Origin of the sequence: Candidatus Rhodobacter oscarellae (assembly GCF_001078595.1) — a bacterium.
GTDB lineage: Bacteria > Pseudomonadota > Alphaproteobacteria > Rhodobacterales > Rhodobacteraceae > Rhodobacter_B > Rhodobacter_B oscarellae.
The window spans coordinates 809,547-823,668 of record NZ_LFTY01000002.1; the positions used below are offsets into that span (position 1 = coordinate 809,547).

At 67.0% G+C, this 14,122-nt stretch carries 14 protein-coding genes and 1 tRNA gene; 1 reads left to right on the forward strand and 14 read right to left on the reverse strand.

Going from position 1 to position 14,122, the window contains the following annotated elements; genetic code table 11:
* Positions 1-79 precede the first annotated feature (79 nt).
* The 11 genes from AIOL_RS08880 to AIOL_RS08925 all read right to left on the reverse strand — a co-directional run bounded on the left by AIOL_RS08880 (position 80) and on the right by AIOL_RS08925 (position 10,593).
* A complete protein-coding gene (locus AIOL_RS08880; protein WP_200898744.1) occupies positions 80-1,156 on the reverse strand; it encodes a 2'-deoxycytidine 5'-triphosphate deaminase in 1,077 nt (358 codons plus the stop codon).
* Positions 1,157-1,441: 285 nt separating this feature from the next.
* A tRNA-Pro gene (locus AIOL_RS08885) sits at positions 1,442-1,518 on the reverse strand.
* 213 nt (positions 1,519-1,731) lie between these two features.
* The gene (locus AIOL_RS24310; RefSeq protein WP_082152491.1) at positions 1,732-2,709 is read right to left on the reverse strand and encodes a MerR family transcriptional regulator; all 978 of its coding nucleotides are present in this window, start codon (positions 2,707-2,709) and stop codon (positions 1,732-1,734) included.
* A 12-nt stretch (positions 2,710-2,721) separates the two neighbouring features.
* Positions 2,722-3,024, reverse strand: coding sequence for an integration host factor subunit alpha (gene ihfA, locus AIOL_RS08895; RefSeq protein WP_049642652.1), 303 nt, complete (start codon positions 3,022-3,024; stop codon positions 2,722-2,724).
* 90 nt (positions 3,025-3,114) lie between these two features.
* Positions 3,115-4,086, reverse strand: coding sequence for a beta-ketoacyl-ACP synthase III (locus AIOL_RS08900; protein ID WP_049642653.1), 972 nt, complete (start codon positions 4,084-4,086; stop codon positions 3,115-3,117).
* Positions 4,083-5,198 carry a phosphate acyltransferase PlsX gene (plsX, locus tag AIOL_RS08905; RefSeq protein WP_049642654.1) on the reverse strand — a complete coding sequence of 372 codons (1,116 nt, stop codon included), beginning with the start codon at positions 5,196-5,198 and terminating at the stop codon, positions 4,083-4,085. The genes AIOL_RS08900 and plsX overlap by 4 nt, the downstream gene beginning before the upstream one ends.
* Positions 5,199-5,222: 24 nt before the next feature.
* Positions 5,223-5,432: a 50S ribosomal protein L32 gene (rpmF, locus tag AIOL_RS24315; RefSeq protein ID WP_082152492.1), complete on the reverse strand. Its 210-nt coding sequence runs from the start codon at positions 5,430-5,432 to the stop codon at positions 5,223-5,225.
* A gap of 555 nt (positions 5,433-5,987) precedes the next feature.
* Entirely contained in the window at positions 5,988-7,556 is a 1,569-nt protein-coding gene (locus tag AIOL_RS08910) for an ABC transporter ATP-binding protein (protein WP_049642655.1), read from the reverse strand.
* Between the two features lie 109 nt (positions 7,557-7,665).
* A complete protein-coding gene (locus AIOL_RS08915) occupies positions 7,666-8,487 on the reverse strand; it encodes an ABC transporter permease (RefSeq protein WP_049642656.1) in 822 nt (273 codons plus the stop codon).
* A complete protein-coding gene (locus AIOL_RS08920) occupies positions 8,484-9,440 on the reverse strand; it encodes an ABC transporter permease (RefSeq protein WP_049642657.1) in 957 nt (318 codons plus the stop codon). Before AIOL_RS08920 ends, AIOL_RS08915 begins: the two co-directional genes overlap by 4 nt.
* The gene (locus AIOL_RS08925; protein ID WP_049642658.1) at positions 9,397-10,593 is read right to left on the reverse strand and encodes an alpha/beta fold hydrolase; all 1,197 of its coding nucleotides are present in this window, start codon (positions 10,591-10,593) and stop codon (positions 9,397-9,399) included. Before AIOL_RS08925 ends, AIOL_RS08920 begins: the two co-directional genes overlap by 44 nt.
* A gap of 83 nt (positions 10,594-10,676) precedes the next feature.
* Between AIOL_RS08925 and AIOL_RS08930 the strand changes: the two genes are divergently transcribed.
* Complete coding sequence (locus AIOL_RS08930) at positions 10,677-11,576, forward strand: fatty acid desaturase (protein WP_049642659.1); 900 nt, start codon at positions 10,677-10,679, stop codon at positions 11,574-11,576.
* Here AIOL_RS08930 and AIOL_RS08935 read toward each other — a convergent pair.
* The 3 genes from AIOL_RS08935 to AIOL_RS24320 form a co-directional block, all read right to left on the reverse strand.
* Entirely contained in the window at positions 11,556-12,458 is a 903-nt protein-coding gene (locus AIOL_RS08935; protein ID WP_049642660.1) for a DMT family transporter, read from the reverse strand. The two genes, AIOL_RS08930 and AIOL_RS08935, sit on opposite strands and share 21 nt — an antisense overlap.
* A 98-nt stretch (positions 12,459-12,556) precedes the next feature.
* A complete protein-coding gene (locus AIOL_RS08940) occupies positions 12,557-13,183 on the reverse strand; it encodes an SH3 domain-containing protein (protein ID WP_049642661.1) in 627 nt (208 codons plus the stop codon).
* A gap of 87 nt (positions 13,184-13,270) precedes the next feature.
* Positions 13,271-14,092 (reverse strand): protein-L-isoaspartate O-methyltransferase family protein, encoded by an 822-nt coding sequence (locus AIOL_RS24320; protein ID WP_082152493.1) that lies wholly within the window; start codon positions 14,090-14,092, stop codon positions 13,271-13,273.
* Positions 14,093-14,122: the final 30 nt, after the last annotated feature.

Sequence of the window (14,122 nt, forward strand, 5' to 3'; positions counted from 1 at the left end):
GGAAAGTGCAAATCTCTTGCAAGAGATTTGGCCCGTCCAAAGGCCCGCTCAGGCCCAAACAGGCCCAACTCAAACGCGCCTAACCCTTGAAATGTTTCGCCAGCTTCAGCCCCTGGCCTTGATAGTTCGACTTGATCTCTCGCCCATAAAGCGCGCGGGGGCGCTGCGACATGCGCTCGTAGACCAGCCGCCCAACGACCTGGCCGTGCTCCAGCACGAACGGCGCCTCGTGGCAGCGCACCTCGAGCACCCCGCGCGAGCCGGCCCCTCCTGCGCCATCCCAGCCAAAGCCCGGATCGAAGAAGCCCGCGTAATGCACGCGGAACTCGCCCACCATGGCTAGATAGGGGGCCATCTCGGCGGCGCAGTCGGGGGGGATGCAGATCGCCTCGCGGCTCATCAGGATGTAGAACGCGCCGGGGTCCAGGATGATGCGCCCGTCGCTGGTGCGCACCTCCTCCCAGTAGTCGGCGGGCGGGTAATGCCCCACCCGGGCGAGATCCACCACGCCGGTATGGCGCTTGGCGCGGTAGCCCACCAGGTCGCCGTCCCGCGGCCTCAGATCCACCGAAAAGCCCAGCCCGTCCGAGATCACCGGATCGCCGTCCACGATCGGCGTCTGCGCATGCACCGCGCGCAATTCGCCATCGTCTAGGAAGGTGCGCCCCTGGCGGAAAATGATCTGCGTCAGCAACTGCCCCGGTTGCGCCACGACCGAGAAGCTCTGCGGGCAGATCTCGGCAAATAGCGGCCCCTCATAGCCGTCCGCCACGCGATCGAATTCTATGCCCTGGTCGGTGATCACGCGGGTCATCAGGTCGAGCCGCCCGGTGGAGCTCTTGGCCGAGGCCGCGGCGGTCATGCCAGCGGGCAGGGCGAGCCGCTCCATCAGCGGCACCACATAGACACAGCCCTTCTCCAGCACCGCGCCGGTCCCAAGCGGGATCTCGTGCATCGTCAACTCGTCCAGCCGCTCCGCGACGCTGCGACCGGCGCCGGGAAGGAACGAGGCGCGCACCCGGTAGGCGCGGTCGCCCAGGCGCAGGTCAAGCGAGGCTGGTTGCACCTGCTCCGGCAGGATCGGTTCGGTCGCGCCAATGGCGCCGCCCTGGATAAGCGCCTCGATCTGGCTGTCAGCCAAAACGCCGTTTTGCATGATGTCCCCTTGTTGTTGCGCGCAAGAAAGCATTTGCGGCCCGAAAGTGCCATCCCCGGTTTTCGGTGGTCTTTGTAGCCCTTGCCGCCCTTGCCGCACCTGCAGCCCCGGCAAGCCTTGCGGCATGTTGACGGCGTCCTGGCGGCGTCGGTTTGCTGGAAAACTCGGGAGTGTTTACGACGCATTAGCCGAATCAGAAGAATAATTAGGGTGGGTGGAGGCGGTATCAACGCAAAAATCTCGCGAATTCACCGCGCCCTGGGGTGCTGCGTTTCTTTGATGAATTGGTCGGGCTAGCAGGACTTGAACCTGCGACCTTCCGTCCCCCAGACGGACGCGCTACCAGACTGCGCCATAGCCCGAACAGCCGCCCTTTTACCCGATATGTTCGGCGGGGCAAGGGCGGAAACGCGCTACTTGGTCGGCAATAGCGGGAAATGTCCCGGCGAATGGATCGACACAGACATTTCAATCCCGATGCTGCCGGAGGCAGCGCTCAGGCAACGCACGCAATTCCATGGACAAGTTGGCCCGTCACGAAGATCATTCCCATGCAGCGTGCCAAGTGGGGCGCGCTAGGCGCTCGTCATCTTGTCACGCAGCGCGCTGAGCCGATCCGCGAGCGGACCCAGATCGTCCGAGCGCGCGGATTTGCCCGCGGCAAGAAGCTCCAGCACGTCTTGCGCCAATGCGGGACGTTCTGGCGGTGGCGCTGGTGCGGGCTGCTGTTCGGGTTCAACTTCAGGCTCAGGCTCAGGCTCAGGCTCAGGCTCAGGCTCAGGCTCAGGCTCTAGCTCGGGCGCGGCCTGGGCCGGTTCGTCATATGCCGGGGCAGGGCTCGGCTCTGCCGCCGGCGCGGTGTCGATATTCAGCGCCAGAGATGGCTGCGCCGCGGTGCTGTCGTCTTTGGCGACTTTGGCGGGCGGCTTAGCGGTTTCCTTGTCGGGCGCGGCGCTGTCCGCTGCAACCGGTGGCGCGGCGGGCTGCAGGAATCCTGGCAGCTCGGGCGCCTCCTCTTCCGCCGGTGTTGCGGCGGGTGGGTCGTCCGCGGCCATTGGCGGGGCGGCGGGCTCTGGATCCGGTTCCGGCGCGGGGTCAAGTTCTGCTTCGGCCACCGGATCGGGAGCCGATTCCGGCGCGGGTTCCGCCATTTCAGGTTCAGAGGCGGGCATTTCGGCGGCTGGCGCGGCTTGCGGTGCTGATTCTTTCTCGTCTTTCGCGGGCTCTGGGGCGGCATCCTCGTCGGCAAAACTGGGCTCGGCGCCGTAGCCCTCGCCATCGGTGGGCAGCGACAGCGCGGCCACATGTTTGACGCCCTGCTCGCGCAGGATCTTCTGCACGCCGCGGATGGTCAGCCCGTCATCATGCAGCAGTTTCTTGATGCCCCCCAAGAGCGCCATATCCGCGGGGCGGTAGTAGCGTCGGCCGCCCGCCCGCTTGACGGGTTTGACTTGCGCAAAGCGCGATTCCCAGAACCGCAATACATGCGTAGGCGTCCCAAGCCAATCGGCGACCTCGCTTATGGTGCGGAAGGCGTCGGGAGATTTTGTCATGTTGTCAAGGCCTTAGGATTTGTTCCCCTTGGCGACGCGATCCTTCATAAGATGGGACGGTCGGAAGGTCAGCACCCGGCGCGGCGAGATGGGCACCTCTTCGCCGGTCTTGGGGTTGCGCCCCACGCGGGCGGATTTATCGCGCACCGAGAAGGTCCCAAAGGAAGAGATTTTGACCGTCTCGCCAGCGACCAGAGCATCGGAGACATGGCTCAGAACGCTCTCTACCAGCTGCGCGCTTTCGTTGCGCGAAAGTCCCACCTCGCGAAACACAGATTCGCTTAGATCCATCCGCGTTAAAGTCTTGTCGCTCATGCCATCCCCCTAATGATATTGCTGAAGCTTAGGGGGGTCGGAAATTAAATGTCAATATCAATGGCTTGGCGAGGCGCCTGAATGTGGAATTTACCAGCGTAAAACCACCGATCCCCAGGCCAGCCCGCCGCCGATCGCCTCGGTGACCAGCAGATCGCCCTGTTTGATGCGCCCCTCGGCGCTGCCAACGGAGAGGGCGAGGGGAATCGATGCCGCCGAGGTGTTGCCGTGATCTTGCACGGTCACGATGACGCGATCCATCGGGTGGTTCAGCTTCTTGGCGGTGGCGGTGATGATCCGCAGGTTCGCCTGATGCGGCACGATCCAGTCGATGTCGTCATGGCCCAGCCCGGCGCGGGCCAGGGCGGTCTCGGCGGTCTTGGCCAGCTTCTCGACCGCGTGGCGGAAGACCTCCTTGCCCTGCATGCGCAGATGGCCGGTGCTCTGGGTCGAGACGCCGCCATCCACGTAAAGGATGTCGCGATGCCGCCCGTCCGAGTTCAGATCCGTGGCCAGGATGCCGCGGTCGGCGCTGCTGCCCTGGCCTTCCTGCGCCTCTAGGATCAGCGCGCCCGCGCCGTCGCCAAACAGCACGCATGTGGTGCGGTCCGACCAGTCCATGATCCGGCTAAAGGTCTCGGCCCCGATCACCAGGATGCGCTCCGCCTGGCCAGAGACGATCAGCGCATTGGCGTTGGTCAGCGCGTAGACGAAGCCCGCGCAGACCGCCTGCACGTCAAAGGCAAAGCCGCGGGTCATCCCCAGCGCGTGCTGCACCATGGTGGCGGCGGAGGGGAAGGTCAGATCGGCGGTCGAGGTCGCCAGCACGATGGCGTCGATGTCATCGGCCTTCAGGCCGGCGTTCTCAAGGGCCGCCTCGGCAGCGCGGCGCGCCAGATCAGAGGTCGTCTGGCCCTCCGCGGCGAAGTGGCGCTGCTCGATGCCGGTGCGGGCGCGAATCCATTCATCCGAGGTGTCGACGGAGGCTTCGAATTCGGCATTCGTGACCACACGGTCCGGCAGGTAGTGGCCCATCCCTCGGACCACGGCGCGTCTTGTCATTTTGTACTTTCGGTGACTTGATCTGACGCATCTTGGCGCGCCAGTGTTACAGATGCAACTCGAGCGGCCAGGCGCTCGCTGAATTTCGATTCCGCCAGGTTCACGGAAAGCTTAATCGCCGCGGCGATGCCGGTGGCGTCCGCCGAGCCGTGGCTTTTGACCACGGTGCCGTTCAGGCCCAGGAAAACGCCGCCATTCACCCGGCGCGGGTCGATGCGCTTGCTCAGCCGCCGCAGCGAGGTGAAGGCCATCATCGCGGCGATCCGGCTTAGCGGGGTGGCCGCGAAGGCCGAGCGCAGGAACTCGCGGATCAGCCCCGCGGTGCCCTCGGCGGTCTTGAGGGCGATGTTGCCGGTGAACCCGTCGGTGACGATCACGTCGACGCGGTCCGACGGGATGTCGCCGCCCTCGACGAAGCCCACGTAATCGAACTCGCCCGCCGGGGCGGCGGCGGCGATCAGCTCGTTGGCGACCTTCAGCTCGGCGCGGCCTTTATGCTCCTCGGTGCCGACATTCAGCAGCCCGATGCGCGGGCGCACCAGGCCCAGCCCGTTGCGGGCGTAGCTGGTGCCCATCAGGGCGTATTGCAGCAGGTCGTCCTCGTCGGCGCGGATATCGGCGCCCACATCCAGCATCACGTTGAACCCGTCCGCGTTGCGCGATGGCCAGAGGCAGGCGATGGCGGGCCGGTTGATGCCCTCCAGCTTGCGCAGGCGGATCATGCTGACCGCCATCAGCGCGCCGGTGTTGCCGCAGGAGATCGCCACCTCGGCCTCGCCATTGCGGACCGAGTCGATGGCCGACCACATCGAGGTACCCTTGCCGTGGCGCATCACATAGCTGGGCTTGGCGTCCATGGTGACGACGCTGTCGGTGCCGCGGATCTCGCAGCGCCCGGTCAGATGCTTCTTGCGCGCCACCTGGCGCTCCAGCTCGGCGGCGTCGCCATGCAGGATGAAGGCGATCCGCGGATTGCGCTGCGCTGATACGGCGCAGCCCGCGACGACAGCCGCGGGCCCAAGGTCGCCGCCCATGGCGTCGACCGAAATAACGATTGTATCAGAGCCTAGCGTAGGTGTTCGTGTCGCGGGAAGAGCGCCTTCCGCCGCCATTTTCGCCCACCCCCGGGTTGCTGCTTACGCCGCGTCTTCCTCGTCGAGGTCGATCTCGTCATTGATCGCCACGACTTCGCGGTCGTCATAGTGGCCGCAGGCGGGACAAACGTGATGCGCGCGCTTCAGCTCGCCGCAGTTCGAACATTCCTGTGGATTGCTCGCCGAAAGACCGTCGTGGCTACGGCGGTTGTTGCGGCGGGAACGGGTAACTCTGTTCTGAGGGACAGCCATGTCTCAACCTCGGGGTTTGGAGGGCCGTCGCCCTGATGTGAATCCGTGTATCCCGCAGTTGCGGGCGAGGGCCGGAACATACTGCGATTCTGCATATACGCAAGGGTCTTTTTTGCGCGCCGCACCGAAAGCTCTATGCGGTCGCCCGCGGTGCTATTTTGGCGATCGCTGGGGCTTGGCGCAACCAAAACTCTTGCAAGAGTTTTGCCGATTTCTTCAAGAAATCGCCCCCCGCCCGGCCTGGAGCGATCGCCCCTGGGGTGAACGCCCGGTTACCGCACCGTTCGCGGGGCTCACCGCTTGCTAACCAAGCCCGCGTAAAACCCTGCCCAAGAAGCGCTTCTATCCGCAGGGTCTCACGCCCTGCGCATTGCAATCCAGGTCCCCCAGACCACCCCCTCATTGGGTGCAGGGACGGTCCGATCAGCCTCGGGTCCGGCAAATTCCGGCCCCGGACCGCTTTGGGCGTCAGCCCACTGGAGACGTATCGGCGGCGCCGCCCCTTTAATGCACCACGCCCTCCGATGATCACAGCATGAGCGCCCGGCCCGACCGTCACGCCGCTAGCCAGCCCTCTGGGATGCGCGGCGCGGCGGCGATCAGCGCGCGCGTATAGGCGTGGGCGGGCGCGCCAAAGACCTGCTCGGTCGCCCCTTCCTCCACGATGCGGCCGGCCTGCATGACCAGCACCCGGTCGGTGACCGCGCGCACGACGCTTAGGTCATGGCTAATGAAGAGGTAGCTCAGCCCAAAGCGCGCCTGCAGCTCCGCCAGCAGATCCAGGATGCGCGCGCGGATCGAGACATCCAGCGCGCTGACCGCCTCGTCGAGCACCACCAGCTTGGGCCGGATCACGATGGCGCGGGCGATGGCGATGCGCTGGCGCTGCCCGCCGGAGAACTCGTGGATGTATTTCTCGGCATCCCCCGGGGCGAGGCCAACGGCCTCCAGCGCCTCCGCCACGCGGGCGCCGATGTCGGGAACCGGGGTCAGGTGGAACGGCTCGGCCACCAGGCGGGCCACCTTGTGGCGGGGGTTGAAGGACCCGAACGGGTCCTGGAACACGACCTGCATCTTGGCGCGCAGGGGCGGCGGCACCGCGGGGGCCGCGATCCTCTCGCCGTCCAGCCGGATCTCGCCGCCCTGCAGCGCGTCCAGCCCCAGGATGGCCCGCGTCAGCGTTGACTTGCCACAGCCGCTCTCGCCCACCAGCCCGACGCTCTCGCCCGCCCGGACGGTCAGGCTGACGCCGTCCACCGCGCGGAAGCTCTTGCGCGGGCCAAAGAGCCCGGCGCGCCCGGCGGGATAGTCCCGCACCGCGCCGCTGACCTCTAGGATCGGCGCGCTTTGCGCGCCCGCTTTCCGGTCGGGCACATGGGTGCTGTCGGCCATCAGCTTGCGCGTATAGGCGGCCTTGGGCGCCCGGAACACCGCCTCGGTCCGGCCCGCCTCGACCAGCGCGCCGTCGCGCATCACCGCCACGTGGTCGGCCACATCCGCGACCACCGCCAGGTCGTGGGTGATCAGCCAAAGCGCCATGCCGTCCTCGTCGACCAGCCCCTTGAGCAGGTCGAGGATCTGCGCCTGCGTGGTGACGTCCAGGGCGGTGGTGGGCTCGTCGGCGATCAAGAGCTTGGGCCGAAGCGCCACGGCCAGCGCGATGCAGACGCGCTGGCGCTGCCCGCCGGAGAGCTCATGCGGGAAGCGCTCCGCCCCGACCGCGCCGAGCCCGACGCGGTCCAGGCGCGCCTCCGCGACGCGCCTTGCCTCAAACCGCCCGGCCGCGCCATGGACCAGCAGGGTCTCGGCCACCTGATCGCCGATGGTCTTGAGCGGGTTCAACGCGGTCATTGGCTCTTGGAAGATCATGCCGATCTCGCGGCCGCGCAGGGCGCACATCGCGCGCTCCTTGGCCGCCAGGATCTGGCGCCCCTCAAAGGCGACCCGCCCCGAGGGCGCGGCGCCGCGCGGCAAAAGCCCCATCGCCGCCAGGGCGGTCATCGACTTGCCAGAGCCGCTCTCGCCGACCAGGCCAAACACCTCGCCCGCGCCGATATCAAAGGACACGTCCCGCAGGATCTCTGCCGCGCCGATACGCAGGGATAGCCGGTCGATACTCAGCACCCGGTCCTCCCTTCTTCGGTTTGGAAATATCCCGGGGGGAGCTCGAGGGGGGCAGAGCCCCCCTCGACCTGGCGACGACGCAGTCGGCGCAAAACCTCCTCAAGACGGCTCACCGCAAACGCCTCAGGCGCGGGTCCAGATGGTCGCGCAGCCCGTCGCCCATCAGGTTCAGCCCCAGCACGGTCAGCACGATGGCCAGGCCGGGGAAGATCGCGATATGCGGGGCCAGCGAGATCAGGGTCTGGCTCTCGGCCAGCATGCGCCCCCAGCTCGGGGTGGGGGGCTGCGCCCCAAGGCCGACATAGCTCAGCCCCGCCTCCGCCAGGATGCCCAGCGAGAACTGGATGGTGCCCTGCACGATCAAGAGATTGGCGACATTGGGCAGGATATGCTCGACCGAGATCCGCAGCCGGCCCTTGCCGGCCACCCGCGCGGCCAGCACGTAGTCCAGCGTCCACAACGATAGCGCGCCGCCGCGGGTCACCCGCGCGAAAACGGGGATGTTGAAGATCCCGATCGCCAAGATGGCATTGAAGGCCGAGGGTCCAAACACGGCAGTGATCAGGATCGCGATCACCAGCGAGGGGAAGGCAAAGATCAGATCGTTGCCGCGCATGATCAGCTCGTCCAGCCAGGCGCCGCGGTGGGCCGCCGCCCAGAGCCCCAGCGGCACGCCCAGCAGGATGCCGATGCCCACCGCCACCACCGCTACGGCGATGGAGACCCGCGCGCCGACCATGAGCATCGACAGGATGTCGCGCCCGAACTGATCCGTGCCCAGCCAATGCGCCATCGTCGGCGGCTTCAGCCGGTTGGCAATCGCGATGCCGTCAATCGCATAGGGCACCCAAAGAAACGACAGCAGTGCGGCGGCGACGAAAACCGCCGTCACCGCAGCACCCAGCCAAAGCTGCCCCGGCAGGCGCCTCATCGCGCGCCCCCGCCGCGCCGCAGGCGCGGGTCGATGGCCGCATAGGCGATGTCCACCAGGAAGGTCACCAGGATCACCGCGAAGACCAGCAGCATCACCACGGATTCGACCACCACCAGGTCGCGCTGCGTGATGCCCTGAAAGATCAGCCGCCCCAGCCCGGGCAGGAAGAACACGTTCTCGATGATGATCGCGCCGGCCAGCAGGAACGAGAATTGCAGCCCGATAATGGTCATCACCGGGATCAGCGCGTTGCGCAGCGCGTGCCGAACGATGGCCTGGCGCTGGCTCAGCCCCTTGGCGCGGGCGGTGCGGATGTAATCCTGGCCCAGGGTCTCGATGAGGCTCGAGCGCATCACCCGCGCCAGGATCGAGGCCTGGGGCAAGGCAAGCGCCACCGCCGGCAGGGTCAGCGCCTTGATCCCCGGCCAGAGCCCCGCCTCCCAGCCCGGGAAGCCCCCGGCCGAGAACCAACGCAGCGAGATCGCGAAGACCAGCACCAAGAGCATGGCGAACCAGAAGTTGGGGATCGCGATGCCCAGCTGGGTGGCCCCCATGATGCCGTAATCAGCCGGGCCGCCGCGGCGCGCCGCGGCGATCACGCCCACCGGGATGGCGATCAGCGTGGACAAAAGCAGCGCGTAAAGCGTCAGCGGCAGCGACACCCAGAGCCGCGCGCCCACCAGCTCGGCCACCGGCACGCGGTAGGTGTAGCTGGTGCCGAAATCCCCTACGAACAGCCCGCCGACCCAGCTGAGGTAGCGCGCGGTCAGCGACCCATCCAGGCCAAGCTCGGCGCGCAGCGCGGCCACTGTCTCGGGGGCGGCGTTCAGGCCCAGCATGAACGAGGCCGGATCGCCGGGGATCACCTCGATCACCGCGAAGATGACCAGGCTGGCCACAATCAGGCTAAGCGCCAGCGACCCCAGCCGCGTCAGGAAATACCGTGCCATGGGCGGACTTTAGGCGCGGTGATCGCGCTTGGCCACCGCGAACCGGCCCCGCGCCCCACCTAGAGGGGTCGGCCCACCCACCCACCCCCGCCCCCTCCAGGCGCGGCACGGGGCCGGGGGTGATCTGATCCGCCCCGAGCCACGCCCGCATCTCGAACCGCCCGTCCACCATCTGCGGTGCGCGGCTGGCGATCATATGCCGGTCGCGCAGCCCGCGCAGCGTGGCGGCCGCGTCCTCGCCAAAGCGCTGGTCGGTGAAGTAGAAATTGTGGCTGGCCGAGATGCGCTCGATCGTGTCCACCGGGTAGTCGCCCTGCACCGCCTCCCAGCGGGCGGTCATGTCCACATCCGCGATCTCGTCCCGGCGCTCGCGCGGCACCCCGTGGCGGCCCAGCCGCGGCGCGCTGAGGAAACGCTTGGCGTTGGAGGTCGCCAGCACCCCGTCATGGCGGTTGAAGTAGTTCGTCCAGCGCTGCGATTTCTCCAGGATGGATGCGCCCTCGCTGCGCCGCACCGATCGGGTCGAGATATCCGCCCCGAAGGTGATCAGGTTGGCGATGCCCCAGGCGGATTGCCGCGCCACGCGCGACCCCGGCGCGTCGCGCAGCGCCTCGCGCACCACCAGGGACCCCATCGAATGCGCCATCACATGCACCCGCACGCGGCATTCCGGCGTCGAGAGCTGCGCAAAGACCGCCCGCGCCGAGCTCACCAGATCCAACGCGCTGCCGCGCGCGTCCTGGTCGTCCTCGTAGTAATCGAACACCTCGCCATTGGCGGGCCAGGAGAAGCTGACGAACACCGCCTCGGCAAAGCCGTTGTTGCGGATCGTGGCGGCGAGGTTGCGATGCGCCTCAAAGCAGTCCTGCGCGTCGATGTTGAAGCCGTGGACGAACACCACGATGTCGCCCTCGTGTTCCATGCCCACAGGCGGCGCGGCGTCCTGCGCCGCGGCCCAGCGCGCCTGCGCGTCCGCGACGACCCTGCGCCCCCAGCGCAGCCGCCGCCCGGGACCCTTCTCGCGCTTGTCGGGATCAAAGAACCTGTCGCCCGGCTCGGTGGCCAGAAAATAGGGCCCGGCCTTGCGGGGCCCGAACTGCCGCTGCCCAGCGGAGCCGGTGATGTTGCGCGTGGTAACCAGGTATTCTGTCATGATGCCCCCTGTGACATGGCGTTTCTATTTGGGTCCGAATCACCTACCATGAGGGCCGTGACCGCAGCGTGAGAGCTCCATGAATGGACCATAAGGACGTCATAGCAGCCTTGCCGCGCCAGGATCTGGCGCGCCTGACCCAGCGCCAGAATCGCGCCGGGCTGTGGCACCTTGCGGGGCATCTGGGGCTGATCGTGATCGTGGGGGCTGGCATCGCGCTGCGCGTGCCGCTCTGGCCGCTTCTGCTGCCGCTGCAGGGCGTGCTGATCGTCTTCCTCTTCACGCTCGAGCATGAGGCCACCCATAAGACGCCCTTTGCCAGCGGCTGGCTGAACGAGGCCGTGGGGCATCTCAGCGGGCTGCTGATCCTGCTGCCCTTCACCTGGTTCCGTTACTTCCACCTGGCGCATCACAAATACACCAACGACCCCGAGCGCGACCCCGAGCTTCTGGCGGGCGGGCACCCCAAGACCCGCGCGGCGTATCTCTGGCACGTCTCGGGGCTGCCCTATTGGGCGGGCACGGCGCGGGTGCTGGTGGTGAACGCGCTGGGGCGGGCAGGGGGCAGCTACCTGCCGCAGCGCGCCCTGCCGCGCGTCGCCTGGGAGGCGCGGGCATACCTGGCGGTCTACGCCGCCGCGGCGCTGTCGCTTGCGGTCTCGCCGCTGCTCTTCTGGGTCTGGCTGCTGCCGGCGCTGCTGGGCCAGCCGGCGCTGCGGCTCTACCTGCTGGCCGAGCATGGCCGCTGCGCCCATGTCGCCGACATGCTGTCCAACACGCGCACCACCTTCACCAACCGCGTGGTGCGGTTCCTGGCCTGGAACATGCCCTACCATATCGAGCATCACGCGGTGCCGAACGTGCCCTTCCACCGCCTGCCGGAGCTGCACGCGCATATGGCGCCGCATCTCAAGGAGACCGCGCCGGGATACCGGGCCTTCACGCGGGACTATGTGCAGGGCCTAGGACCGGCGGCGCAATAGCCGCCCGTCCAGGATCAACAGCCCCAGCGCCAGCACGGCGAAGCCGATGAAGGCCTGCGGCGGCAGGGTCTCGCCGCGCACCAGCGCGCCCAGCAGGATCGCCACCGGCGGGATGATCAGCGTGCACAGCAGCAGGTTGCCGCTGCCCGCCATGGCCAGCACGCGGTAGTAGAGCAGATAGGCCAGCGCGGTGGCCGCCAGCGCGTAATAGGCGATGGCCAGGAGCGTGTCGGTCTGCAGCGCCAGGCTGGGCGCGCCCTCATAGAGGACCGCGATGGGCAGGATGATCAGCGTCGAGCCCGTCAGCATCCCCGCCGCGGCGACCTGCGGCGCCAGACCGCCCAAAGCCCACCGCGCCCAGACGCTGGCGAAGGCATAGCTGATTGTGCCCGCCAGCACCGCCAGCTGCGCCAGCGAGCGCGGGTCGAAGGCCAGCAGGCTCTGCAATCCGATCGCCGTGGCCACGCCCAGAAAGCCCAGACTCAGCCCCAAGGCGCGGCGCGGGGTCAGGCGCTCGTCGCGGAAGAACAAAGCGGCCAGCAGCACGCCGAAGACGGCCGTTGCGGCGTTCAGGATCGAGGTCAGCCCGCTCTCGATGGTCAGCTGCCCCCAGGCCATCAGCCCGAAGGGCAGCGCGTTGTTGAGCAGGCCCATCACCAGGAACGCCCCCCAGACGCGCGGCGCGCGCGGCACCGGCAGGCGCATCGCCAGCACCACGAGCCACAGCACCAGCGCCGCCCAGAACACCCGATGCGCGACCGAGGTCAGGAACCCCACCTCGTCCAGCGCGATGCGGATCGCCAGGAACGAGCCGCCCCAGAGCAGCGACAGCAAAAGAAGCTCGGCCCAGGCGCGGCCGGAGAGGGAGGTCTGCGGTGTCATGCCGCCCGCCTAGCGGGCCGCGCGCGGATTGGCGACCCGGAAGCTGCGCGTTGCTTAGCGGGCCGCGGTCGGGCGCAGCAGGTTTGCGGCGTTGGGCGCTACTGGCTGCCGGCCTCCAGCGGCAGGTGGCAGCAGCCGTCGTAATAGGCGCCGATGCCGCCGGCATCCAGCAACAGGTCGACATGCCAAGGATAGGCCCGGTCGCTCATGCCGTCGCTGCAGGCGCTCGGCCGCACCAGCAGCGTCGCACTGCCACCGCCGCCGGACAGCGAGACCTGCACCGGAAAGCTGGGCCGGCCCGCGGCCACGCGGGTGCCCGTCAGGCCAAGGCTGAGGAACAGGTCATTGGCGTCGGAATAGGCGGCCGAGCTGGCGGAGAGCTGCAGCGACCAGAAGGGCTCGGTGCCGGCGCAGAGCAGCCCGGCGGGCAGCTCGGTGCCCGGGACCCGCTGGACGGGGTCGGGGGCCAGGAACCGCATCGACACCCAGCCGAGGCCCTCCTGCCAGATGATCCGCCCCCATTTGCCCGACGCGTCGGTGCCATGCACCTCGACGCCGGTGGCATGCGCCGGCAGGTCGCCGATATCGGCGCTCGAGGAGCGCGGCTCGGCGCGCACGTTCAGCGAGTCGTTCGCGGCGACCCCGGTGACCCGGAAATAGGCGGGCTGGGCCGCAAGGCTCAGGGGGAGGAAGGCGGTAAGGAGTGCAAGAAAAATGGTTCGCATTTGGTGCTCCCTTTTGTTTAATGTGCGAAGGCTCAAGTTTCGGGACAAGATGTGAATTCGCTGCGACCGTGCCAAGGTCCGCTTTGGCTATGTCGCCGCTGCTTCCAATCGAATTTCGTCACCCCGGCCAATGATCCGGAGAGGCCAATCTCTCAGACGCTCCGATTTAGCGAACAAGGCCGAGACCTTAGCGGCAAGATCATCACGCCGAGCTCCGATGCAGGGATAGAAACCACATCGCCCAAGCGTTATGGCGCTGAAACCACAATTGGTTTGCTTTGCCAGGATCATCGCGCCCCACCATTCTTCACCCGTGAGCGGCAGTAACAACCGCGCATCTGAAGCCAGCCGTGTCGTCCAGAGATCGGGGACATGTGTAACCCCGGCAAAGGCGACCACGAGATTTATCTGATCCATAGCTGTCAGGTCGGTCGCAGCGTTCCCGTGACGAACCTCGACATTCTCGTAATCAGCAAGGTTGCGCGCAGCGCGTTCTGCCAAAGCCTCCTCGACTTCATAAGCAACGATGTGACCGGTGGGGCCTACAAGTTTGCTGAGGATCGCGGTGTAGTACCCAACACCTGCACCAACCTGCAAAACGCGCGCTCCGGGCTGAACATCCGCGCGCGCTATGAGACTAACCCACAGGGAAGGATCGCCGATATTTATTCCCTTTTCCTCATCCAGAACGACAAGGACACTATGATAAAGCCACTTTGGGTCAGCGTCCGGCGTTAGGCGAGGCGGAAAGGTGACGTCGCCCAAGGCAGAACGAAGTTTCCACGGCCCATTGCCTACAAAGTCTTCGCGCGCGACCGATTTGAATGCAGCCAAGGTGCGGTTTGTCGCCGGGTTATCATCCAGCGCTGCAAGAACACGCAATTGGTCGATGAAGTGGTCAGCGTGCACGAAATACCTCCATCAAATAAAGTCGGAAAT